This is a genomic window from Achromobacter sp. EB05, assembly GCF_044232075.1.
GTDB classification, from domain to species: Bacteria; Pseudomonadota; Gammaproteobacteria; order Burkholderiales; family Burkholderiaceae_B; genus Achromobacter; species Achromobacter dolens.
Genome location: NZ_CP155917.1, coordinates 2,696,173 through 2,718,629, shown reverse-complemented (window position 1 = coordinate 2,718,629; position 22,457 = coordinate 2,696,173). Strand labels below are relative to the sequence as shown.

Annotated in this window: 23 protein-coding genes; 19 read left to right on the top strand and 4 right to left on the bottom strand. The window is 70.1% G+C overall.

Annotated features, from left to right (window positions below; genetic code table 11):
* Nucleotides 1–20 precede the first annotated feature (20 nt).
* From AAID08_RS12530 to AAID08_RS12485, 10 genes are all read left to right on the top strand, one after another.
* Nucleotides 21–806, top strand: a complete 786-nt coding sequence (locus AAID08_RS12530; protein ID WP_175142424.1) for a TetR/AcrR family transcriptional regulator — start codon at nt 21–23, stop codon at nt 804–806.
* A gap of 2 nt (nt 807–808) precedes the next feature.
* Nucleotides 809–1,780 carry an HlyD family secretion protein gene (locus AAID08_RS12525; protein WP_064523332.1) on the top strand — a complete coding sequence of 324 codons (972 nt, stop codon included), beginning with the start codon at nt 809–811 and terminating at the stop codon, nt 1,778–1,780.
* Complete coding sequence (locus tag AAID08_RS12520) at nt 1,777–2,739, top strand: ABC transporter ATP-binding protein (RefSeq protein WP_064523321.1); 963 nt, start codon at nt 1,777–1,779, stop codon at nt 2,737–2,739. Before AAID08_RS12525 ends, AAID08_RS12520 begins: the two co-directional genes overlap by 4 nt.
* Nucleotides 2,736–3,881 (top strand): ABC transporter permease, encoded by a 1,146-nt coding sequence (locus tag AAID08_RS12515; RefSeq protein ID WP_395757700.1) that lies wholly within the window; start codon nt 2,736–2,738, stop codon nt 3,879–3,881. The genes AAID08_RS12520 and AAID08_RS12515 overlap by 4 nt, the downstream gene beginning before the upstream one ends.
* Nucleotides 3,882–3,889: 8 nt before the next feature.
* Nucleotides 3,890–5,371 carry an efflux transporter outer membrane subunit gene (locus tag AAID08_RS12510; protein ID WP_064523326.1) on the top strand — a complete coding sequence of 494 codons (1,482 nt, stop codon included), beginning with the start codon at nt 3,890–3,892 and terminating at the stop codon, nt 5,369–5,371.
* Nucleotides 5,372–5,514: 143 nt separating this feature from the next.
* Nucleotides 5,515–6,234 (top strand): response regulator transcription factor, encoded by a 720-nt coding sequence (locus AAID08_RS12505; protein ID WP_054502730.1) that lies wholly within the window; start codon nt 5,515–5,517, stop codon nt 6,232–6,234.
* Nucleotides 6,235–6,322: 88 nt separating this feature from the next.
* On the top strand, nt 6,323–6,811 hold the full coding sequence (locus AAID08_RS12500; RefSeq protein WP_054502731.1) for a YbaK/prolyl-tRNA synthetase associated domain-containing protein: 489 nt from the start codon (nt 6,323–6,325) through the stop codon (nt 6,809–6,811).
* A 79-nt stretch (nt 6,812–6,890) separates the two neighbouring features.
* Nucleotides 6,891–8,819, top strand: a complete 1,929-nt coding sequence (locus tag AAID08_RS12495; RefSeq protein WP_395757699.1) for an FUSC family protein — start codon at nt 6,891–6,893, stop codon at nt 8,817–8,819.
* A gap of 3 nt (nt 8,820–8,822) precedes the next feature.
* Entirely contained in the window at nt 8,823–9,632 is an 810-nt protein-coding gene (locus AAID08_RS12490) for an NRDE family protein (RefSeq protein WP_064523922.1), read from the top strand.
* 77 nt (nt 9,633–9,709) lie between these two features.
* A complete protein-coding gene (locus AAID08_RS12485) occupies nt 9,710–10,144 on the top strand; it encodes a carboxypeptidase-like regulatory domain-containing protein (protein WP_064523924.1) in 435 nt (144 codons plus the stop codon).
* Between the two features lie 71 nt (nt 10,145–10,215).
* Here AAID08_RS12485 and AAID08_RS12480 read toward each other — a convergent pair whose 3' ends face one another.
* Nucleotides 10,216–10,590 (bottom strand): MAPEG family protein, encoded by a 375-nt coding sequence (locus tag AAID08_RS12480; protein WP_054502733.1) that lies wholly within the window; start codon nt 10,588–10,590, stop codon nt 10,216–10,218.
* Between the two features lie 229 nt (nt 10,591–10,819).
* On the opposite strand from AAID08_RS12480, the gene AAID08_RS12475 reads away from it, so the two are divergent.
* Complete coding sequence (locus AAID08_RS12475; RefSeq protein ID WP_395757698.1) at nt 10,820–11,671, top strand: CPBP family intramembrane glutamic endopeptidase; 852 nt, start codon at nt 10,820–10,822, stop codon at nt 11,669–11,671.
* Between the two features lie 49 nt (nt 11,672–11,720).
* Here the strand turns inward: AAID08_RS12475 and AAID08_RS12470 are convergent, their stop codons facing one another.
* The 3 genes from AAID08_RS12470 to arfB all read right to left on the bottom strand — a co-directional run bounded on the left by AAID08_RS12470 (nt 11,721) and on the right by arfB (nt 13,682).
* A complete protein-coding gene (locus AAID08_RS12470) occupies nt 11,721–12,779 on the bottom strand; it encodes an alkene reductase (RefSeq protein ID WP_054502735.1) in 1,059 nt (352 codons plus the stop codon).
* A gap of 45 nt (nt 12,780–12,824) precedes the next feature.
* Nucleotides 12,825–13,166: a helix-turn-helix transcriptional regulator gene (locus AAID08_RS12465; protein ID WP_054502736.1), complete on the bottom strand. Its 342-nt coding sequence runs from the start codon at nt 13,164–13,166 to the stop codon at nt 12,825–12,827.
* A 99-nt stretch (nt 13,167–13,265) separates the two neighbouring features.
* Nucleotides 13,266–13,682 (bottom strand): alternative ribosome rescue aminoacyl-tRNA hydrolase ArfB, encoded by a 417-nt coding sequence (gene arfB / locus AAID08_RS12460; protein WP_049073397.1) that lies wholly within the window; start codon nt 13,680–13,682, stop codon nt 13,266–13,268.
* 618 nt (nt 13,683–14,300) lie between these two features.
* On the opposite strand from arfB, the gene AAID08_RS12455 reads away from it, so the two are divergent.
* The 8 genes from AAID08_RS12455 (at nt 14,301) to AAID08_RS12420 (ending at nt 22,310) form a co-directional block, all read left to right on the top strand.
* The gene (locus AAID08_RS12455) at nt 14,301–15,656 is read left to right on the top strand and encodes an IS110 family transposase (protein ID WP_049073553.1); all 1,356 of its coding nucleotides are present in this window, start codon (nt 14,301–14,303) and stop codon (nt 15,654–15,656) included.
* 274 nt (nt 15,657–15,930) lie between these two features.
* Entirely contained in the window at nt 15,931–16,563 is a 633-nt protein-coding gene (queE, locus tag AAID08_RS12450; protein WP_049073396.1) for a 7-carboxy-7-deazaguanine synthase, read from the top strand.
* The gene (gene queD / locus AAID08_RS12445) at nt 16,560–17,003 is read left to right on the top strand and encodes a 6-carboxytetrahydropterin synthase QueD (protein WP_054502738.1); all 444 of its coding nucleotides are present in this window, start codon (nt 16,560–16,562) and stop codon (nt 17,001–17,003) included. The genes queE and queD overlap by 4 nt, the downstream gene beginning before the upstream one ends.
* A 176-nt stretch (nt 17,004–17,179) precedes the next feature.
* Nucleotides 17,180–17,653, top strand: coding sequence for a MarR family winged helix-turn-helix transcriptional regulator (locus tag AAID08_RS12440; RefSeq protein WP_006387237.1), 474 nt, complete (start codon nt 17,180–17,182; stop codon nt 17,651–17,653).
* Complete coding sequence (locus AAID08_RS12435) at nt 17,650–19,701, top strand: FUSC family protein (RefSeq protein ID WP_144658086.1); 2,052 nt, start codon at nt 17,650–17,652, stop codon at nt 19,699–19,701. Before AAID08_RS12440 ends, AAID08_RS12435 begins: the two co-directional genes overlap by 4 nt.
* A complete protein-coding gene (locus AAID08_RS12430; RefSeq protein ID WP_020927916.1) occupies nt 19,698–19,910 on the top strand; it encodes a DUF1656 domain-containing protein in 213 nt (70 codons plus the stop codon). The genes AAID08_RS12435 and AAID08_RS12430 overlap by 4 nt, the downstream gene beginning before the upstream one ends.
* A 2-nt stretch (nt 19,911–19,912) precedes the next feature.
* Nucleotides 19,913–20,833, top strand: coding sequence for an HlyD family secretion protein (locus tag AAID08_RS12425; protein ID WP_049073393.1), 921 nt, complete (start codon nt 19,913–19,915; stop codon nt 20,831–20,833).
* Between the two features lie 55 nt (nt 20,834–20,888).
* A complete protein-coding gene (locus AAID08_RS12420) occupies nt 20,889–22,310 on the top strand; it encodes an efflux transporter outer membrane subunit (protein WP_054502741.1) in 1,422 nt (473 codons plus the stop codon).
* The last annotated feature ends 147 nt before the right edge of the window (nt 22,311–22,457 follow it).

Sequence of the window (22,457 nt, the reverse complement as noted above, 5' to 3'; positions counted from 1 at the left end):
ATTTAATTAGAATCTGCCTCATGCCTGCCAAGCCATCCCCCGCGCGCCGTCCCGGCCGCCCCGCCCGCCCCGACAGCGCCGCCGTGCGCGACCAGTTGCTGGACATCGCCACCGACCTGTTCGCCACCCAGGGCGTGGCCGCCACCCGCCTGGCCCACATCGCCGAACGCGCCGGGTTCACCTCGGCCATGCTGCACTACTACTTCAAGAGCCGCGACCAGTTGCTGGACGCGGTGGTGCTGGAACGCGTGGTGCCGGTCATCGGCTACGTCTGGAGCCCGGTGCCGCAGACGGCGCGGCGCCTGGACGGTTCGGCCGACACGGCGCGCATCGTCATCACCGAGATCGTCTCGCGCATCGTGCGCTGCGGCACCGACCGCCCCTGGCTGCCGTCCTTGTGGATGCACGAGGTCGTCAACGAAGGCGGCCAGTTGCGCGAGCGCGTGCTGCGCCACCTGCCGGCCCAGCGCCTGCAGGTGTTCGCCGGCCTGATCGCCGACAGCCAGCGCGCCGGCGCCATCACCCCGGGCGTGGAGCCGCGGCTGGTGTTCCTGTCGATCCTCGGCCTGACGCTGCTGCCGCTGGCCACGTCCAGCCTGTGGCGCCGCATCTGGCAGAACGATCCGCAGGTCCAGGCCATCGACCACGACGCCATTGCCGCGCACGCCATCGCCATGCTCACTGGCGGGCTGTTTTCCCCGCCGGCCCCGGGGCCCGAGGCCCCCGGCACGCCCGCCGCGCCGGCACAGCGGACCCGGCGCGCCAAGCCGGCCGCCACCACCGAACCGCCCGCCACAGGACGCTGACCATGCGCACCCCTTCCCTCCCGCGCTATGCCCTGCCCGTCGCCGCCGCGCTCGGCCTGTCGCTGCTGGCCGCCTGCGGCAAGCGCGACGATGCCGTCTACCAGGGCTACGTCGAGGGCGAGTATCTCTACATCGCCTCGTCCGAGGCCGGCCGGCTCGACACGCTGTCGGTGCAGCGCGGCCAGCAAGTCGCCGCCGCCGCGCCGCTGTTCGCGCTGGAGGCGACGCGCGAAATCGCGGCGCGCGACCAGGCCGGCGCGCAGTTGGCGGCGGCCAGCGCGCAGTTGGAAGACATCGCCACCGGCAAGCGGCCGCCCGAGGTCGATGTCGCCCGCGCCCAACTGGCCCAGGCCGAGGCCGCCAGCCGGCGCTCGGCGGCGCAACTGGCGCGCGACACCGCGCAGTTCCGCGCCGGTGGCGTGGCGCGGGCGCAACTGGACGACAGCCGCGAGCAGGCCCGGTCGGACGCGGCCCGGGTGCGCGAGCTGCGCGCCCAACTGGAAGTGGCCAACCTGCCCGGCCGCCAGGACCAGCGCCGCGCCCAGGCCGCCCAGGTCGAGGCGGCGCGCGCGACGCTGGCGCAGGCCGACTGGACCCTGGCGCAGAAACGCCTGGCGGCGCCCACCGCCGCCCTCGTTTTCGACACGCTGTACCGCGTGGGCGAATGGGTGCCGGCCGGCAGCCCGGTGGTCAGCCTGCTGCCGCCCGGCAACATCAAGGTGCGCTTCTTCGTGCCCGAAACCGTGGTCGGCGCGCTCAAACCCGGGCAGCAGGCCACCGTGCGCTGCGACGGCTGCGGCGACCCCGTGCCGGTGCGCATCGACTACGTCTCGCCGCAGGCCGAGTACACGCCGCCGGTGATCTACAGCCGCGAAACGCGCGGCAAGCTGGTCTACATGGTCGAGGCCCGCCCCGCGCCGGATGCGGCCACGCGGCTGCATCCGGGCCAGCCGGTCGAGGCGGCGCTGCAATGAACGGCGCCCCCGCCCGCCCCGCCGCCGAGCCCGGCTACGTCATCGACGTGCACGGCCTGAACAAGCACTTCGGCAACAAGCACGTGGTCAACGACGTTTCGCTGCAAGTGCGCGAAGGCGAGATCTTCGGCTTTCTCGGCCCCAACGGCAGCGGCAAGACCACCAGCATCCGCCTGATGTGCGGCCTGCTCACGCCCGACTCGGGCAGCGGCACCTGCCTGGGCTACGACATCCTCAAGGACAGCGCCCAGATCAAGCGCCACGTCGGCTACATGACGCAGAAGTTCTCGTACTGGGACGACCTGACCATCCGCGAGAACCTGGACTTCGTGGCCCGCATGTACGGCATGCCGAACCGCCGCGAGACCGTTGACCGCGCGCTCGAGGACCTGGGCCTGCAGACCCGCGCCAACCAGCTCACCGGCGCGCTGTCCGGCGGCTGGAAGCAGCGCCTGGCGCTGGCCGCCTGCCTGCTGCACGAGCCGCGCCTGCTGCTGCTGGACGAGCCCACCGCCGGCGTCGACCCGACCGCGCGGCGCGACTTCTGGGAGCAGTTGCACGAGCTGGCCGCGCGCGGCATTTCGGTGCTGGTCAGCACCCACTACATGGACGAGGCCGAGCGCTGCCACAAGCTGGCCTACATCTCGTACGGCAAGCTGCTGATCCAGGGCACCGCCGACGAAGTCATCGCCCAGCAGCGCCTGACCACCTGGGCCATCCATGGCCATGACCTGGTGCCGCTGGCGCAGCGGCTGCGCGGCGCGCCGGGGGTGGACCAGACCGTGGCCTTCGGCACCGCGCTGCACATCAGCGGCCGCGACGCCGCCGTGCTCGAACGCACCTTGCGAGACGTCGTGGCCGGCCAGGACCTGCGCCTGGAACGCATCGACACCAGCCTGGAGGATGTCTTCATCTACCTGATGAACCGCTCCGACGACAACTACGCGAGCGCGGCATGAGACGCCACCTGGAGGGTTTCTCGTGGTCGCGCTGGTGGAGCATGGTGCTCAAGGAATTCCTGCAACTGCGGCGCGACCGCATCACCTTCGGCATGATCGTCGGCATCCCGATCATGCAACTGGCGCTGTTCGGCTACGCCATCAACACCAACCCCAAGCAACTGCCGACCGCCGTCATCGTGGCCGACCACAGCCCGTTCACCCGCAGCTTCGTGGCGGCGATGACCGCGTCCGACTACTTCGACATCGTCGAGACCCTGCCCGACGAAGAGGCCGGCCGCGCCGCGCTGGCGCAGGGCCGGGTGCTGTTCGTGCTGACCATTCCACCGGACTTCTCGCGCCAGTTGCTGCGCGGCGAGCGGCCGGCGCTGCTGATCGAGGCCGACGCCACCGACCCGATGGCCACGGGGCTGGCGATCGGCTCTGCCACCCAACTGGCGCAGGCGGTGGCGCGCAAGGACCTGACCGGCCCGCTGGCGCACCTGGCGGGCGGCCAGCCGCCGTTCGACGTGCGCGTGCACCAGCTCTACAACGAAGAACAGATCTCGCAATACAACACCGTGCCCGGCCTGATGGGCGTGATCCTGACCATGACGCTGGTGATGATGACCGGCCTGGCCATGACGCGCGAACGCGAGCGCGGCACCATGGAAAACCTGCTGGCCATGCCGGTGCGGCCGCTGGAGGTGATGACGGGCAAGATCGTGCCCTACATCGCCATCGGCCTGATCCAGTCCACCATCATCCTGCTGGCGGCGTATTTCGTGTTCCACGTGCCGTTCCTGGGCAACCTGGTCACGGTGTACGTGGGCGCGCTGATCTTCGTGGCGGCCAACCTGACCGTCGGCATCACGCTGTCGTCGCTGGCGCAGAACCAGTTGCAGGCGATGCAACTGACGATGTTCTATTTCCTGCCCAACATGCTGTTGTCCGGCTTCATGTTCCCGTTCCTGGGCATGCCCAAATGGGCGCAGTACCTGGGCAACCTGCTGCCGCTGACGCACTTCAACCGGCTGATCCGCGGCATCCTGCTCAAGGGCAACGGCTGGTGGGACCTGTGGCCCGCCATCTGGCCCATGCTGCTGTTCACCGTGGTCGTCATGACCGCCGCCGTGAAGTTCTACCGCCGCACCCTGGATTGAAGGCCGCCATGCCCCGCCCCCACCTGCCCTTCGCCCGCCGCGCCGCGCTCGTGGCCGCCTGCGCCCTGTTGCCCGGCTGCGCCGTCGGACCGGACTTCGAGCGACCCGCCACGCCGCCGGTCGCCGCCTACACGTCGCCGACCGACAGCGCCGCCCCCGCCAGCGGCGCCCAACCGCGCCTCACCGGCGCCGACATCCCGGCCCAATGGTGGCGCCTGTTCCGCTCCAATGCGCTGGACACGCTGGTGCGGCAGGCGCTGGAGGCCAGCCCGACCCTGGAACAGGCCCGCGCCCGGCTGCGCCAGGCCGGCGAGGATCTGAACGCGGAAACCGGCGGCCGCCTGCTGCCAGCCGTCGACGCCAACCTGTCGGCCACCCGGCAGAAGGTCGATCCTTCCGCCTACGGCGTGCCGGTGACCGAGCAGCCCGCGCCGTTCACGCTCTACAACGCATCGATCGACGTGTCCTACACGCTCGATGTGTTCGGCGGCAACCGCCGCGCGCTGGAGGGGCTGGCGGCGCAGGTCGACTACCAGTCGCACGAACTGCAGGCCGCGCGCATGACGCTGGCCGCCAACGTCGTGACCACCGCCATCCGCCAGGCCGACCTGGCCGCGCGCCTGGCCGACACCCGCGAGCTGCTGGCGGCCCAGCAGCGCCAGCGCGACATCATTGCGCAGCGCCTGCGGGCCGGCGGCATCGCCGAGGCCGACCTGCGCAACCAGGAACTGCTGCTGGCGCAGACCGCCGCGACCGTGCCGCCGCTGGAATACCAACTGGCCCAGGCCACGCACCAGTTGGCCACCTACCTGGGCCAGCCGCCCGCCGCCTGGCAGGCGCCGCCGCTGCGCCTGGCCGACCTGGCGCTGCCGGCCGAGATTCCCACCGGGGTGCCGTCGGCGCTGACCCGCCAGCGGCCCGACATCCTGGCCGCCGAGGCCCTGCTGCACCAGGCCTCGGCCAACGTCGGCGTGGCCACCGCCAACCAATACCCGCGCTTCACCCTGACCGCCAGCTTCGGTTCGCAACGCACCCGGGCCGGCGATATCACCGATGGCGTCAATGTCTGGAACCTGGGCCTGGGCCTGGCGCAACCGCTGTTCCATGGCGGCGAACTGCGCGCCCGCAAGCGTTCGGCCGAGGCCGCCTACGAGGCGGCGGCGGCCGGTTATCGGCAGACCGTGCTGGATGGTTTCCGCCAGGTGGCCGATGCGCTGCGCGCGGTGCAGGCCGACGCCCGGGCGTATGACGCCTACGACACCGCCTGGCGTCGCGCCGACGACGCCGCGCGCATCGCTGGCGCGCGCTACCAGGCCGGCGGCATCAGCCACCTGGCCCTGCTGGACAGCCAGCGCCAGTTGCTGCAGACGCGCATCGCCCGCGGCGCGGCCGACGCGGCGCGCTACGCGGACACCGCCGCCTTGCTGCAGGCGCTGGGCGGCGGCTGGTGGAACGAGCCGCCGGACAGTCTGGCCACTCCCGCCCGCTAGCCCGCAAACCCGCGCCAATACATACATTGCCCGGTCATGTCCGAGAATTCGGGTCAGAAAGTGGCGTTGTGCGACGTTTAGGAATCCGTTGTATCCGATGCATCATGCATGCGCTGAAGCTGCACTGATCCCGACAACGATTCATGAATGACTTACTAGACCTGATCGTCTTCTCACCCGATGCCCACCAACGCGCACGCCGCTGCGACGCGCTGGCGGGCATGGGCTTCTCGCCGCGCGGATGCGAGGACTCCAACGGCCTGTTCCGCCTGTTCCAGGCGCGCCGCACGCCGCTGCTCGTGATGGAAGCCGAGCTGACCGATCTATGCATGGCCGTCGCCGGCCTGCGCGCCATGGACACCACCGCCGGCATCGTCGCCGTCTCGACCTTCGATTCGCCTGAAAACCGCATCCTCGGCCTGCACTGCGGCGCCGACGCCTGCTTTCCGCCCGACGTGGCCACCGCCGAGATCGCCGCCGCGCTGCAGGCGCTGGTGCGCCGCGTGCCCGTGAGCGGTCGCCGGCCGGCCGACGCCGAGGCGCGCCCGGCCGCCGCCGCCCCCGCCGAGGCCACCGGCAAATGGCAGTTCCAGGATGCCGCCTGGACCCTGGTCAGCCCGCGCGGCACGCGCCTGCCGCTGACCCAGGCCGAACGCGACTTCCTGCTCAAGCTGACCACCAGCCCCGACAAGCGCCTGCCGCGCGGCGACGTGCCGCCCGGCGATCCGCAGGCCGGCCGCGAATCCGTGCGCCGCACGGACGTCGTGGTCAGCCGGCTGCGCCGCAAGGCGCAGGAGACCGACATGGAATTGCCGATTCGTACCGTCTGGGGCTGGGGCTACGCCTTCACTGGCGACATCTAGCCCGCGCCGCCGGCCCGGTGGCGGCGTATCATGCGGCATGGCCCGCCGGATCCCCGGCGCCGGCCTTGCCAACCCACCATTTCCCGCCATGGAAGTCTACGACCGCCTGCAGGCCCTGCTGACCGAGCACCAGGCCCGCTACCGCCTCATCTCCCACCCCGCCGCCGGCCGCTCCGTGGAAGTCGCCGCCGTGCGCGGCACCGCCGTCAGCCAGGGCGCCAAGGCGCTGGTCTGCCGCGTCAAGATCTCATCCAACCAGCGCCGGAACGTGCTGGCGGTGTTCCCCGCCGACCAGCAGGCCGACCTGGACGCCATCGCCCGCGCCGCGGGCGGCAAGAAGGCCTCGCTGGCCTCGCAGGACCTGGCGCGCGAGCTGACCGGCTGCGAGATCGGCGCGATCCCGCCCTTCAGCTTCAACCCCGACCTGCACCTGCTGGTGGATCCCACCCTGCGCCAGCGTCACGATGAAATCGTGTTCAACGCCGGCCGTCTCGACGCGTCCATCCTGATGGCCACCGCCGATTATTTCCGCCTGGCCGCGCCGCAGGAAGCGCCGCTGATCAAGGGCCAGGGTTAACCGGCCCGGGACCGCCGTGCCGCACTCAGCCGCCTCCCGCGAAAACCGCCGCGCGCGCGCCTCCAACATGCGCTGGCTCATGAGCCTGGCGCACATGGAACCGTCGCCGGTCAGCCGCTGGGTGGCGCTGCGCGCCGCGCTGGCCATCGGCCTGCCGACCGCCGCCGGCCTGCTGCTCGACCAGAGCGCGGCGGCCGCGCTGGTGGCGCTGGGCGCGCTGCCCGCCATCACCGGCGACAACGGCGGCCCCTACCGCAACCGCGCGCTATCCATCGGCAGCACCGTGTTCGGCGGCGCGCTGGGTTACTTCCTGGGCACGCTGCTGGCCGGCCACGGCCTGTTCAGCGTCGCCGGCATGACGCTGCTGGTGCTGCTGGCCAGCCTGGTCGGCACCTTCAATAACATCGCCGCCGTCGCCACGCTGCAATTCGCCACCTACGTGATCGTCGGCGCCAGCCTGACGTCGCCGCTGCCGCCCTGGCTGCCGCCGGCGCTGGTGGGCGCGGGCGGGCTGTTCGGCCTGGCGCTGACCCTGCTGGGCTGGGTGGTGAACCCGATCGCGCCGGAACGGGCGGCGGTGGCGCTGGCCTATCGCAAGCTGGCGGCCATGTTCGCCGCCATTGGCACCTCGCGCATCATGACGGCGCGGCGCGACATGGAAGCCGCCATGGCCGGCGCCTACGACACGGTGCTGGCGGCCCGGCGCCGCGCCGCCGGCCCCTCGCCGCGGCTGGCCCGGCTGGCCGCGCAGTTGCAGGCCTGCACGCCGCTGTCGGACGCGGCGCTGGCGCTGGCGCGGGCCGGCCGGGTACTGCCGCCCGAGTGCGCGCGGGCCATGAACCGGCTGGCCGACCATGTCGAGAACGCCACGCCGCTGGCGCCGGGCGACGACATCGCGGCCGTGCGCCGGGCCGGCGCGACCGCGCTGGCCGACGCGCTGGAGCAGGCGCGGCCGTTGCTGGAAGGCAGCGGCCCGGCGCGGCCCGACGCTTTCCCGGCCCTGCCGCCGGCCCGCCCGCGCACGCCATGGCGAGTGCTGGCGCGCACCTACCGGCCCGGTCCGACCACGCTGCGCTACCTGGCGCGGCTCGGCCTGTGCCTGGTCGTCGCCGAGGCGGTGGCTCATACCCTGGCCTTGCCGCGCTCATACTGGGTGCCGCTGATCGTGGTGGTGGTGTTCAAGCCCAATTTCGGCTCGGTCTTCGCCCGCGCGCTGCAAAGCTGCGCCGGCAGCGTGGTGGGCGTGGCGATCAGCGCCACCGTGATGGCGCTGGACCGCAGCGGCGTCACCAGCCTCGTCGCCGTGACCGCGCTGGCCGCCTTGCTGCCCTGGTCGATCCGCCGCAACTACGGCCTGTTCTCCGCCATCCTGCTGCCGATCCTGATGCTGCTGATCGGCGCGCTGCAACCCGGCAGTTGGCCGATCGCGCTGGCGCGGCTGGAGGACGTCGCGGTGGCCGCCGCCATCGTGCTGGCGGTGGGCTACCTGCCGTGGATGCGGATCGAGCGCCACAACCTGGACCAGGCCGTGGCCACCGCCATCGAGACCCTGGCCGCGTATCTCAACACCGTGTTCCAGGCCGACCCGGCCACCCGCCACGGCCTGCGCACCCAGGCTTATGCGCGCCTGTCGGACCTGCGCATCGCCCTGCAGCGCGGCCTGTCGGAGCCGCGCCTGGTGAGCCGCCGGGCGCTGGCCTGGTGGCCGGTCGAAGTGGCCCTGGAACGAGTCGCCAACGCCATTTCCGACACCGCCTGGTCGCTGCCGGCCGGACAGCCGCCGCCCGAACCGGCGCAACTGGCGCGCCTGGCCGACGCGCTGCGCGCCATGGCACAGGTGGTGATCCAAAGCGCGCCGGTCGGCGCCACGCCGGTGACGACCGATGCCCCCGCGCTGCGCGAAGCCGCCGCCGCGATCGAATCCCTGCGCGCCACGCTCGCGGGGCCAGGCTTCGCGGCCGAACCGGGCCGGCCCGCGCCGCCCGCCCCTCTCCCCCATCCGGACTGAAACATGTGCCTTGCCGTCCTCGCCCTGCATACCGTGCCGGGCATTCCCGTCCTGATCGCCGCCAATCGCGATGAATTCCACGCCCGGCCGACGCTGCCGGCGGCGCAGTGGGCCGACGCCGCCCACGTGTACGGCGGCCGCGACGCGCTGGCCGGCGGCACCTGGATGGGCGCCACCACTGGCGGGCGCTATGCGCTGGTCACCAATTTCCGCGAGCCCGGCCGCGTGGTCGCCGACGCCCCCTCGCGCGGCGCCCTGGTCGAGAACTTCCTGCGCGGCCGCGCGCCGGCCGCCGACTACATCGCCGCCGCCCATGCCGCCGGCCAGGCCTACAACGGCTTTAACCTGATCGTCGGTGACGCGCAGGGCGCCTGGTACGCCAGCAACCGCGACGGCGCGCCGCGGCCGCTGGCGGCTGGCGTCTATGCCCTGTCGAACCACCTGCTGGATACGCCATGGCCCAAGCTGGCGCGCACCAAGGCCGCCTTTGAGCGGGTGCTGGCACACGCTCCCCAGCCCGACCTGCCGGCGTTGTTCGAGGCGCTGGCCGACCGCAGCCCGGCCGACGACGCCGACCTGCCCGCCACGGGCCTGCCGCCGGATCGCGAAAAACTATTGAGCAGCCCCTTCATCGTCAGTCCGAACTATGGCACCCGCAGTTCCACCGTGCTGGCGCTGCGCGACGACGGCACCGGCCAACTGGTCGAAAAGCGCTTTGCGCCCGATGGCGCCGCCAACGGCGAGAGCGTGCTGGCATTCGCCTGGCGCGACCCCGGCGCGAGCGATACGCTTGGATCGTCCACGCCCCGGTAAAACGGGCAGCGCCGGCGAACTCGGCGCGCATATGCCGGTCGAATTTCCTGCGTGATCATCCCTTCAAGGAGAATTGCATGAACAAGCGCATCGAACGTTGCACCCTGGCCGCCGCGATGGCGGTGGGCACCATGGCCCTGGCCGGCTTCCTGACCGCCGCGCAGGCGGCGCTGCCCGCGGTGCAGCACCAGGGCAGCGTGGAATACGTCAGCGGCGGCATCGGCCTGGACGAATCCGAAGCCATGAAGGCCGCCGCCAAGGACTACCCGCTCTCGCTGACCTTCGCCGCGCAGCGCGACGGCAAGGCCGACTATGTGGCCAACGTCGCCGTCGTCATCAAGGACGGCCACGGCAAGCAGGTGCTGCAGGCCGAGTCCCAGGGCCCCTACATGCTGGTCAAGCTGCCCGCCGGCAGCTACAAGGTCTCGGCCACCTTCAACGGCAAGGCGCAGGAACGCGAAGTCAGCGTGCAGAACAGCGGCACGGCGCGCGCCGTGTTCGAATGGAAGTGAACCCCTGATGGCCATGCCGCCTGGCCAGGCGCGCGGGGCGCCCGGTGCCAGGCCGGGACCGCGTGGGCGCGCTAGACGCCCGCAAACAGGATGGCGATGACAAAGCCCACGCTGATCGTCCAGACCAGCGAGCGCAGCGCGCCCCAGCCCGCCAGGTACATCGCCAGGTAGCCCAGGCGCACGCCCAGCCAGCAGGCCATCAACGTGGCCACGTGCGCGGGCGCCGCCTGGTTGTACAGCGCGAACAGCACCGCCGCGTAGAAGAACGGCAGCGCTTCGAACGTGTTGGCCTGCGCCGCGTTGGCGCGCGCGCGCCAGCCTTCCTGCCGCGCCAGCCAGGCGCGCGGATCATTGTTGTCGAACTTCCTGCCGCCCGCCTTGGCGACGATCGTGCAGACGAACGGCAGGATCGCCGCCGCCAACATCAACCATGCGATCAATTTCATTGCTGCTCCTTGCGCGGAACGAGCCTCTTCCCGCCACCGGGCGGGACGCGCCGCTGCGGCATGGTCGCCCGAAAGCGCGGAAATGAAAAGCCGCCGGCGCGAACGGCAAACGCCAATCGGCCGCCCGCAAACGGCGGCCTCACGATGCGGCGCTTACACTTGCGGCTTTGAGCGCCTCCCGCGCACGCGATGCCGGTGACGCGCCGCCCGTTGTCTCGCAGGAAGAACCATGCCTCTCGCCTCTCCCGGCTCCCTGATGTTCCTGGCCGCCGCCCTGCTGTGGCTACCCGCCACCCGCCGCTGGGCCCTGCTGCCACTGGCGCTCGCCTATGCCTGGGCCTGGACGCAGGGCGGCATCGAGCCCGTGGCGCTGGCCTGGCCCGCGTTGCTGGCGCTGACCGCCGTGCTGGCGCGGCCGACCATGGCGGCGCCAGCTCGCGCCACTGGCCATGCGCTGTTCCTGATCCTGGCGGTGCTGCTGTTCCTGCACTGGCTGCCCGGCTACCACAACCCGCTGGTCATCCCGCGCGCCGCGCTGACGCCCGATGCCGTGCCCTTCGCCATGTACCTGAACCTGGACAAGCCGCTGGTGGCGTTCTGGGTGGTGCTGGTCGCCGCGCCCGCCATGGCCGGCGCCAGCGCGCGCGCCACGCTCACGGCGGCGCTGGCCGCGTGCGCCGGCGCGATCGCGGCCTGCCTGGGGCTGGCCCTGGCGCTGGGGGTGGTGGGATGGGCGCCGAAGTGGCCCGACTCGGGCTGGCTATGGCTGATCAACAACGCGCTGCTGGTGACGCTGGCCGAGGAAGCCCTGTTCCGCGGCTACGTGCAGGAACGGCTGACGCGCGCCTGGCGCGGCCGCCCCTGGGGCGCCACGGCCGCGCTGCTGGTCGCCGCGCTGCTGTTCGGGCTGGCGCATTATGCCGGCGGCTGGCAATGGATGCTGCTGGCCGGCCTCGCCGGCGTTGGGTATGGCATGGCCTACCGCCACGGCGGCCTGGCGGCCGCGGTGCTGGCCCACCTGGGCCTGAACGCGGCGCACTACGGTCTGTTCACCTACCCGATGCGCGCCGCGCTGCATTGAAACGCCCATGCCGTTGCCGACCCGTCGTGGCCGGCAACGGCGCGGCGCTTCAGGCCGTCGCCAGGGCCGGATAGTCGGTGTAGCCCGTCGCGCCCGAGGCGTAGAAGGTCGACGAATCCGGCGCGTTCAACGGCGCGTTCAGCGCAAAGCGGCGCACCAGGTCGGGATTGGCGATGAATTGCACGCCGAACGCCACCGCGTCGGCGCGGCCCGCGGCAATCGCCGCCTCGGCCGATTCGCGCGTGAAGCCTTCGTTGGCGATGTACACGCCGCCGAACGATTCCTTGAGCTGCGGTCCCAGGCTGTCGGCGCCCTCATGTTCGCGCGCGCACAGGAACGCCAGGCCACGGCGGCGCGCCGCCCGCGCCACGTAGTTGAAGGTCGTGGCCGGGTCCGAATCCCCCATCGAGTGGGCATCGCCACGCGGCGACAGGTGCAGGCCGACGCGGCCGCCGCCCCACACGCTGACGCACGCATCCACCACTTCCAGCATCAGGCGCGCGCGCGCTTCGAGCGAACCGCCATAGCCGTCGGTGCGATGGTTGGTGCTGTCCTGCAGGAACTGGTCCAGCAGATAACCATTGGCGCCGTGGACTTCGACGCCGTCGAAACCGGCTTCCTGCGCCAGTTGCGCGCCGCGGCGATAGGCCTCGACGATGCCCGGGATCTCATCGGTCTCGAGCGCGCGCGGCACCACGTAACCGCGCTTGGGACGCACATGGCTGACATGGCCGCCGGCCGCGATCGCGCTCGGCGCCACCGGCAGTTCGCCATTGAGGAACACCGGGTCCGAAATGCGGCCCACGTGCCACAACTGCGCGAAGATGCGGCCGCCGGCCTCGTGCACCGCCGACGTCACCTTGCGCCAGCCCTTGACCTGCTCCTGCGACCACAGCCCCGGCGTATCGGCATATCCCACGCCCTGCGGCGTCACCGAGGTGGCCTCGGTCAGGATCAGGCCGGCGGACGCGCGCTGGACGTAGTACTCGACCATCAGGTCGTTCGGCACCCGGCCCTCGCTGGCGCGCTGGCGCGTCAACGGGGCCATGATGATGCGGTTGGGCAGGGTCAGTTCCCCCACTTGCAAGGGTTCGAACAGCAGGCTCATAACAATCCTCGTGCCCGGCGGGCGGGCGTGGGTAGCGGCGGCAGGCTACATGTCTTGATTCAATTGCCGCAGGAACGCGGCAATCACGGGTTCATTGCGACGGAAGAACACCCACTGCCCCACCTTGGTGGCCGAAATCAGCCCCGCGCGCTGCAGCACCGCAAGGTGCGAAGACACGGTGGACTGCGACAGCCCGCAGCGCCCATCGATATGGCCCGCGCATACCCCGTGTTCGAAGGTATGCCCCGGACGCTCCTCGAAGTGCGCCTGCGGCGTCTTCAACCACCCCAGAATCTCGCGGCGCACGGGATTGGCCAACGCCTTGAGAATGGCGTCGACATCGATCTCCGTGGTGGCCTCGGCGGCGGGGGCAGCAGTGGTCGTCATATTGAAATATCGCAATTTATCGAATCTTATATCGAGACATCCCGATATATCGTTATACCCCTGCCGACCGAGGGGCCTTCTTCGGAATCCGAGGGACCATCACTCCCCCTGCACCCGCCCCCGCAACCGCTTCACCTCGCCGTGCAGCACCTTGCGCTGCACCCGCCGCCGCTGCGACGCCCGCGTCGGCTTCGTCGCCCGCCGCGGCTTCTCCACCTTCGCCGCCGCCCGCACCATATTCACCAGCCGCTCGATCGCCTCCGCCCGGTTCTTGTCCTGGCTGCGGAACGACTGCGACTTGATGACGATCACCCCCTCCTTCGAAATGCGATGGTCGCTCATCGCGCACAACGCATCCTTGATATCCGCCGGCAACGACGACGCCCGCACATCGAACCGCAGATGCACCGCGCTCGACACCTTGTTGACGTTCTGCCCGCCCGCGCCCTGCGCCCGGATCATCGAGAACTCAATCTCGCGCTCGTCGATATAGAGAGAATCTTGAACATGAAACATAGCGCGAGAGTATATAAGCCTTCGCCAGGCGATAAACCCTCCGCTCCCCCCACCCCATGGCGTGAAAATCCCTCACGCCACCCCGCTTGTGGCGCAAGCACATCCGGCAACAGCCCCCAAACACCGTCCCACCCGGATCCCCCCCTCGCGCATCCGCCACGCCTGCGCGCCAGCGAACCCCGCCCAACATCCCACACCGCGTATGCCTGGAGCGGCCGCCCGGGCGGCCACTCCAGGCGGGCCCAGCAAGACTTTCCAGAACCCTGAGGCCTTGCAGCACCACGACCCAAGACGCTCGCAGCCCTGGGCGCGGGCGGGTCGGGAGGCGGGCAACCTCGATGCGCCCGAGGGAATCTGAAGCCCAATAGTCGTCATTCACGACGCCCGTGACGAAGAAACTGTCTTCGTGGCTGCACCTGTGGCAAGGTGGAATGCCGCTCAGGTAAAGACCGACCTTCCAATGGTGCGTGTTTGCCCACGCCCGTACTGAAGCATGGCCCCGGGTGACGTCACCGACATTGGCGAGCACACGCTTAGCGCGTGCATCCCGTTTGAGAGAGTGAGTACAACGACGTACCCATGCCTGGCGGCATTCCGTTAGCGATGATGGAGCAAGCCATGTCACCTCGCAAGTCCGATGCAACCCTAAGCCTGGCCCATCCCGATGCCGCGGGCATCGACATCGGGTCGGCCAGCCACTTCGTTGCCGTGCCTCATGACCGCGACGACCAACCTGTCCGCGAGTTCAAGAGCTTTACGGCCGATTTGTATCGCCTAGCGCAATGGCTCAAGGACTGCGGCGTTACCGCCGTGGCCATGGAGTCCACCGGCGTTTACTGGATCCCGCTTTATGAGCTGCTCGATAGCCAGGGTTTCACCGTTTACCTGGTCAACGCCCGTCACGTGAAGAACGTCTCGGGCCGCAAGTCCGATGTCCTGGACTGCCAGTGGCTGCAACAGCTCATGAGCTATGGCCTGTTGGCCGGCGCCTTCCGTCCCTCTGACGAGATTTGCGTCTTGCGCGAGTTCTCGCGCCAGCGCGAGATGCTGCTTGCCTCGCAGGTGCGCCACGTGCAGCACATGCAGAAGGCACTTGCCCAGATGAACATTCAGCTCACGCAAGTGCTGTCGGACGTGGTCGGGGTCACCGGTCAGGCCATCATCCGCGCCATCGTCGGTGGCGAGCGCGACCCGCATGCACTGGCCCGCCTGAAGAAGCGCCAGGTCAAGGCCAGCGAGGACGATATCGCTGCCGCGCTGCAAGGCAACTGGCGTCACGAGCACTTGTTCGCGCTGCGGCAAGCGCTGGCCCTGTACGACACCTATCAACAACTGCTCAACGATTGCGATCAGCACATCCAAGCCGAACTGCACAAACTGCACCGCCATGACGGCGATCCGGGCAAGTCGCAGCGCCGCTGGCCCAAAAAGGCCATGGCCTTCGATCTGCGCACGCATCTATTTGCCATGTGCGGCGTGGACCTGACCCGCATCAACGGCATCGACGAGATGACTGCCTTTACCGTCCTGGCCGAGGTCGGTCCGGACATGAACCGCTTCCCTTCGGCCAAGCACTTCGCTTCGTGGTTAGGCTTGTGCCCGGGCACACGCATCTCCGGAGGCAAGGTTCTGAACGGCGCCACCAAACGCTCACCCAACCGCGCCGCACAGGCCCTGCGTCTGGCGGCAATGGCGCTACGTCACAGCCAGTCCGCTTTAGGCGCCTACTACCGAAGGCTGTGCGCTCGCCTGGACAAGCGGCGCGCCATCACCGCAGCCGCGCACAAACTGGCTCGACTGATTTACACCCTACTGACCAAAGGGTCCGAATACGTCGACCAAGGTGAGCTGTACTACGAAGAACGCCACCGCCAACGCGTCCTGCATCACCTGACAAAACGTGCAGAGACCATGGGCTACAGCTTGGTGCCGTTAACCGCCTCAGGAGAAACCAATGAGGTATCAATGACTTAAGTGGAGTTTCTTGAGAGGCAGTCGCCGCAGGCGACAACGAAGATGACAACGGGGCAGTCCGGAGCGAACGCTCCGGACCGCAATCGTGGGCGCCCGCCTCCCGACCCGCCCGCGCCCAGGGCGACCTACGAAGCCCCCGCCAACGTCACGCAACCACCCCAACAAACGAGAAAAAGCCCACGACATCAAGGACATCCCAGCCCCCCGCAACCAAGACCGACTAAAATAACGCCCTTTTGCCCCTCCCTGGCGCGCCATCCAGCGCCACTCCCCCATGACCTACACCGCCAAAGAAATCTTCAAAACCCTGCAAGGCGAAGGCGCCCACGCAGGCCGCGCGGCGGTCTTCTGCCGGTTCGCGGGCTGTAATCTCTGGAGCGGCCGCGAAAGCGACCGCGCCAGCGCCGCCTGCACCTTCTGCGACACCGACTTCATCGGCACCGACGGCGACGGCGGCGGCAAATTCGCCACCCCCGAGCTGCTCGCCGACGCCATCGAAGCCGCCTGGGGCCCCGACACCGCCAACCGCTACATCGTCTTCACCGGCGGCGAGCCCCTGCTGCAACTGGACGAAGCCCTGCTGGCCGTCGTCCACGCCCGCGGCTTCACCGTCGCCATCGAAACCAACGGCACCGTCCAGCCGCCCCCCGGCATCGACTGGATCTGCGTCAGCCCCAAAGGCACCGCCCCCGTCGTCATCGAACGCGGCAACGAACTCAAGCTGGTCTACCCCCAGGCCAACGCCCTGCCCCCGCGCTTCGAGCACCTGGACTTCGACCACTTCTTCCTGCAACCCATGGACGGCCCCGCCCGCCTGGCCAACACCGAACAGGCCGTCCAGTACTGCATGCAGCACCCGCAATGGCGCCTGAGCCTGCAGACCCATAAATACATAGGCATTCCATGATTTCCGTGACCCGCAGGCTTGAATTCGACGCCGGCCACCGCATTCCCGACCACCGCAGCCAGTGCCGCAACCTGCACGGCCATCGCTACGTGCTCGAAATCACGCTGACCGGCGACATCGTCCAGGCCCCCGGCGAATCCGACAACGGCATGCTGATGGACTTCGCCGACATCAAGCGCATCGCCAAGACGCATATCGTCGACGTCTGGGACCACGCCTTCCTGGTGTACGAAGGCGACACCGCCGTGCGCGGCTTCCTCGACTCGATGCCCGACCACAAGACCGTGGTGCTGGACCGCATCCCCACCGCCGAGAACCTGGCCGCCGTCATCTTCGAGATCCTCGCGCCGCACTATCACGGCCACTACGGCGCCGACCTGCGCCTGACCCGCGTGCGCCTGTACGAAACGCCCAACTGCTGGGCCGACTGCAACGGTTGATCGTCCAGGGCGGCCAGCGTGGCCGCCCCGCAAGGCGATGCGACAGCATGGCCTTGCCGCCCCGCCTTTCCACCCACGGAAAACCCACCCCTGATTTTCCCGATTGAAAAAATCAATGGAGATCTTCGCCATTTTCAATTAATAGTAAGCTAATAGATAGGATACAATCGATTTCCATGGACACCCCCACCGACTCCCAACTCATGGCCACCACTGCCAACCTGATGGTGCTGTCGCGCGCCTACCGCGGCGCCGCCGACAAGGCCCTGGCCGACTACGGCCTGTCGCAAGCCACCGCCTGGCCCGTGATCCTGGCCGGCCGGCTGGGCGACGGCGTGCGCCAGGGCGCGCTGGCCGAGGCGCTGGGGGTCGAGGGCCCGTCGCTGGTGCGCGTGCTCGACCAACTGGTCGCCGCCGGCCTGATGGAACGGCGCGAAGACCCGCATGACCGCCGCGCCAAGACCCTGCACCTGACCGACGCCGGCCACGCCCTGCGCAAGCAGGTCGAGGACGTGCTGGTGGAACTGCGCCGGCGCCTGTTCGACGGCGTCAGCGAAGCCGACCTGCAAGCCTGCCTGCGCGTGTTCGACGCACTCAAGGCCGCGCTGGGCCGCAGCGCCGCCGGGGCCCAGGAGGACCCGCGGCCATGAAACTGCCCAACGTCCGCGAGACGATCTTCTCCCTCAAGAGCTACCTGAGCGCCATCATGGCGCTCTATCTTTCGTACAGCATCGGCCTGCCACGCCCGTTCTGGGCCATGACCACCGCCTACATCGTGGCCCAGCCCTGGTCCGGCGCGGTGCGCTCGAAGGCGCTGTACCGCCTGGTCGGCACCTTCTGCGGCTCGGCCATGACCGTCTACATGGTGCCGCGCCTGTCCAATTCGCCCGTCGTCATGACCGCCGCCATGGTGGCCTGGGTCGGCTTCTGCCTGTACCTGTCGGTGCTGGACCGCACGCCGCGCTCGTATCTCTTCATGCTGGCCGGCTACACCGCCGCCATGATCGGCTTTCCCAGCGTCACCGACCCGTCGCAGGTGTTCGACACCGCGCTGGCTCGGGTCGAGGAAATCAGCCTGGGCATCGTCTGCGCCACGCTGGTCCACAGCATCGTGCTGCCGCGCGGCCTGGCGCCCGCCCTGACCTTGCAGTTGGACAAGGCGGTGCGCGACGCCAAGCTCTGGATCCACGACACCCTGAGCGGCAAGACCGCCGAACAGAAAGACCGCGACCGCCGCGAGCTGGCCAACGACATCACCCAGTTGCGCCTGCTGTCGACCCACGTGCCGTTCGACACCGGCAACCTGCGGTGGACCGCCGGCGCGGTGCGCGCCATGCAGGACCAGATCGCCGCGCTCACGCCCGCCGTGTCCGCGGTCGAAGACCGCATGCGCGCCCTGCAGGCCAACGGCCAGACGCTGCCGGAGCCGGTCTCGCAAGTGCTGGCCGACATCTCCGAATGGATCAACGCCGGCGCCAAGGCCACCCACGAAACCGCCGTGCAGTTGCGCGCCGCCGTCTCGCGCCTGACGCCCGCCATCGACAGCCGCTCCGGCTGGCGCGACGCGCTGCTGGCCAGCCTGATGACGCGGCTGCGCGAGCTGATCGACACCTACGACGAATGCCTGGCGCTGCGCCGCGAGATCCGCGCCGGCCTGGCCGGGGCGCCGCTGCGCGGCACGCGCGCCCCCGCCCGCACCGCGCCCAGCCGCACGCTGCACCGCGACCGCGGCATGGCGCTGCTGTCGGCGGCCGCCGCCGGCGTCGCCATCTCGGTCGTCTGCCTGTTCTGGATCGGCACGGCCTGGAGCAACGGCGCCACCGCCGCCCTGATGGCCGCCATCTTCAGCTGCTTCTTCGCCTCGCAGGACAACCCGGTGCCGGGCATCATGCAGTTCCTGACCTACACGGTGTATTCGATCCCGCTGTCGGCGCTGTACCTGCTGGGCATCATGCCGGCCATCCATTCGTTCGAGATGCTGGCGCTGGCGATGCTGCCCACCGCCTTCGTGCTGGGCATCTTCATCGCGCGGCCGGCCTCCACCGGCAAGGCCATGGCGGTGCTGTTCGGCTTCCTGGGCACCATGGCGCTGCAGGACACCCACACCGCCGACCTGGTGTCGTTCATCGACACGCAGGTGGCGCAGTGCATGGGCGTGGCCACCGCCGCCATCATCGCCGCCATCTTCCGCACCGTCAGCGCCGACTGGAGCGCGCGCCGCATCCAGGCCGCCAACTGGAACGAACTGGCCACGCTGGCCAGCTCGCCGCGCGCCCCGGCCCGCCACACTTATGCCGCCCGCATGCTCGACCGCATCGGCCTGCTGCAGCCGCGCCTGGCCATGGCCAAGCGCCCCGACGATCTGGTCGCCGCCGACGCGCTCAAGGACCTGCGCGTGGGCCGCGACATCACCGAACTGCAACGCGCCCGCCGCCACCTGCCCATGGCCGACGCCACCATCGCGCCGGTGCTCGACAGCCTGGCGCGCTTCTTCCGCCAACGCTCGGCCTGGCGCGGCGGCGACAAGGCGCCGGAAATGCTGGCGCAGATCGACCGGGCCCTGGCCAGCGTCAGCGCCACGCCCGGCACCGTCGCCGCGCGCGACCGCGCCGTGGTGGCCCTGGTGGGCCTGCGCCGCGCTTTCTTCCCCGACGCGGCCGATTACCAACCCGCCCATCCCACGCTGGAAACACCATGATCGGCGAATTCAACCTCTATGGCATCTACTTTCCCTGGCTGCTGGTGCTGGGCGTGGTCACCCTGGGCGTGGCCTGGGCCGTGCGCCGCGTGCTGGCGCGCGCCGGGCTGTATCGCCTGGTGTGGCACCCGGCGCTGTTCGACCTGGCGCTGTTCATCGTGCTGCTATATGGCGTCTCCCTGATTTCCCCTTATTTTCTGCAGAGATAGGTATGAAACTCCCCAATGCCCTGCGCCCCGCCGCCATCGGCAAATTCGCAGTGACCGCCGCCGTGGTCGCGGCCGCCGTCTACGCCGGCTGGCAACTGTGGGTGCACTATGAAGTCGAGCCCTGGACCCGCGATGGCCGCGTCAAGGCCTACGTGGTGCAGGTGGCGCCGGACGTGTCCGGCCTGGTGACCGCCGTGCCGGTGCACGACAACCAGGACGTCAAGGCCGGCGACGTGCTGTTCGAGATCGACCGCGCGCGCTTCCAACTGGCCTACGACCAGGCCGAAGCGTCCGTGCGCTCGCAACAGGTGGCGCGCGAACAGGCGCTGCGCGACGCCAAGCGCAACCGCTCTCTGGGCCAGTTGGTGGCCGCCGAGGCGCTGGAACAGAGCCAGACCAAGCTGCAGCAGACCGAGGCCGCGCTGGCCCAGGCCGAGGTGCAACTGAACACCGCCCGCCTGAACCTGGAACGCAGCCGCGTGCTGGCCGTGACCGACGGCCGCGTCACCAACCTCGACCTGCGCGCCGGCTCGTACGCCAGCGCCGGGCGCGGCGTGATGGCGCTGGTCGACGCCAGCTCGTTCTACGTCGAAGGCTATTTCGAGGAAACCAAGCTGCCCGGCATCCACGAAGGCGACCCCGTCACCGTCACGCTGATGGGCGACAACCGCCAGATCCGCGGCCACGTCGAGAGCATCGCGCTGGGCATTGCCGACCGCGACCGCAGCACCGGCGCCAACCTGCTGCCCAACGTCAACCCGACCTTCAACTGGGTGCGCCTGGCGCAACGCATCCCGGTGCGCGTGAAGATCGACGAAGTCCCCGCCGGCGTGCGCCTGGTGGCCGGCCAGACCGCCACCGTGGCGGTCGGCGCCGCCGCCGCGCCCGCGCAGACGCGGACCGACGCGCGCCAACCCTCTTGAGCGCGCGCTTTCACCCACTCGTCAACCACTTAGACAACGCCAAGCCGTAACCGCCATGAACACCAGATTCCTCCTGCCGCTGATGCTGTCCGCCGCGCTGGCCGGCTGCGCCGCCGTGGGCCCTGACTACCAGGTGCCCGCCGACGCGGCCGCCGCCCGGCCAGGCGCGCAGGCGCCATTCGCCGAGGCGCGGGAGGGCGTGTTCCAGCGCGACCAGGTGCCCGGCCACTGGTGGCGGCTGTACAACGATCCGGTGCTGGACGGCCTGGTGGAGAAAGCCCTCGCGGCCAACACCGACCTGCGCGTGGCCAGCGCCAACCTCGAACGCGCCCAGGCCGCCGTGCGCGAGACCGAGGCGCAGCAGCAGCCCAGCCTGGGCGTGAACGCCTCGCCCACCTTCGGCCACGTCTCCGGCATCCAGGAACTGGCGCCCGGCATCGATCCGCCCAACCGCTGGTCGTACTCGGCCGGCGCCAGCATGTCGTACCAGGTGGACCTGTTCGGCCAGATCCGGCGCGCCGTGGAAGCGGCCGGCGCCGACGCGCAGGCGGCGCAGGCCGCCTACGACGCCACCCGCGTCACGGTGGCGGCCGAAACCGCCCGCGCCTACGCCAACCTGTGTTCGGCCGGCATGCAACTGGCCTCGGCCGAGCATTCGGTGAAAGTGCAGCAGGAATCGCTGGACGCCGTCAGCCGCCTGCAACGCGCCGGCCGCGGCACCGCGCTGGACGTCACCCGGGCCCGCAGCCAGTTGGAACAACTGCGCGCCAGCCTGCCGCCGTTCCAGGCGCAGCAACGCACCGCGCTGTACCGGCTGGCGGCGCTGACCGGGCAGACCCCGGCCGAGATTCCGACCACGCTGCTGCAATGCGCCGCCGCGCCGCAATTGAGCCAGACGATCCCGGTGGGCGACGGCGCCGCGCTGCTGCGCCGCCGTCCCGACATCCGCCAGGCCGAACGCGCGCTGGCCGCCGCCACCGCGCGCATCGGCGTGGCCACCGCCGACCTGTACCCGAAGATCACGCTGGGCCTGTCCGGCGCCTCGGGCGGCCCGGCCGCCATGTTCGGCGATCGCGGCACCTTCAGTTGGAGCGTCGGTCCGCTGATCTCCTGGACCCTGCCCAACACCGGCGCGGTGCAGGCGCGCATCGCCGAGGCCGAGGCCAATACCAAGGCCGCCGTGGCGCGCTTTGACGCCTCGGTGCTGAATGCGCTGCGCGAAACCGAGAGCGCGCTGGTGGTGTACGCGCGCCAGCTCGACCGCCAGGCTGCGCTGCAAGCGGCGCGCGACCAGGCGGCGCAGGCCGCGTCGCAGGCACGCCAGTTGTTCCAGTACGGCAAGACCGACTACCTGACGGTGCTCGACGCCGAACGCACGCTGGCCAGCAATGAAAGCGCGCTGGCCGCCGGCCAGGCCGAACTCAGCAACGACCAGATCGCCGTGTTCCTGGCGCTGGGCGGCGGCTGGGAAAAGTAGGCGCGGCAGGCGATACCCGGGCGGCCAGGTCGCCGCCCGCCTGTTGTTTCCCACCGGCGCGTGGCGCCGACATCCCCGAACGGGCCGACGCGCCCGCTTCCCCGGGCTTCGCGCCCTTCCCCTCCCTTCTTCGCATGGGTCGCGCCG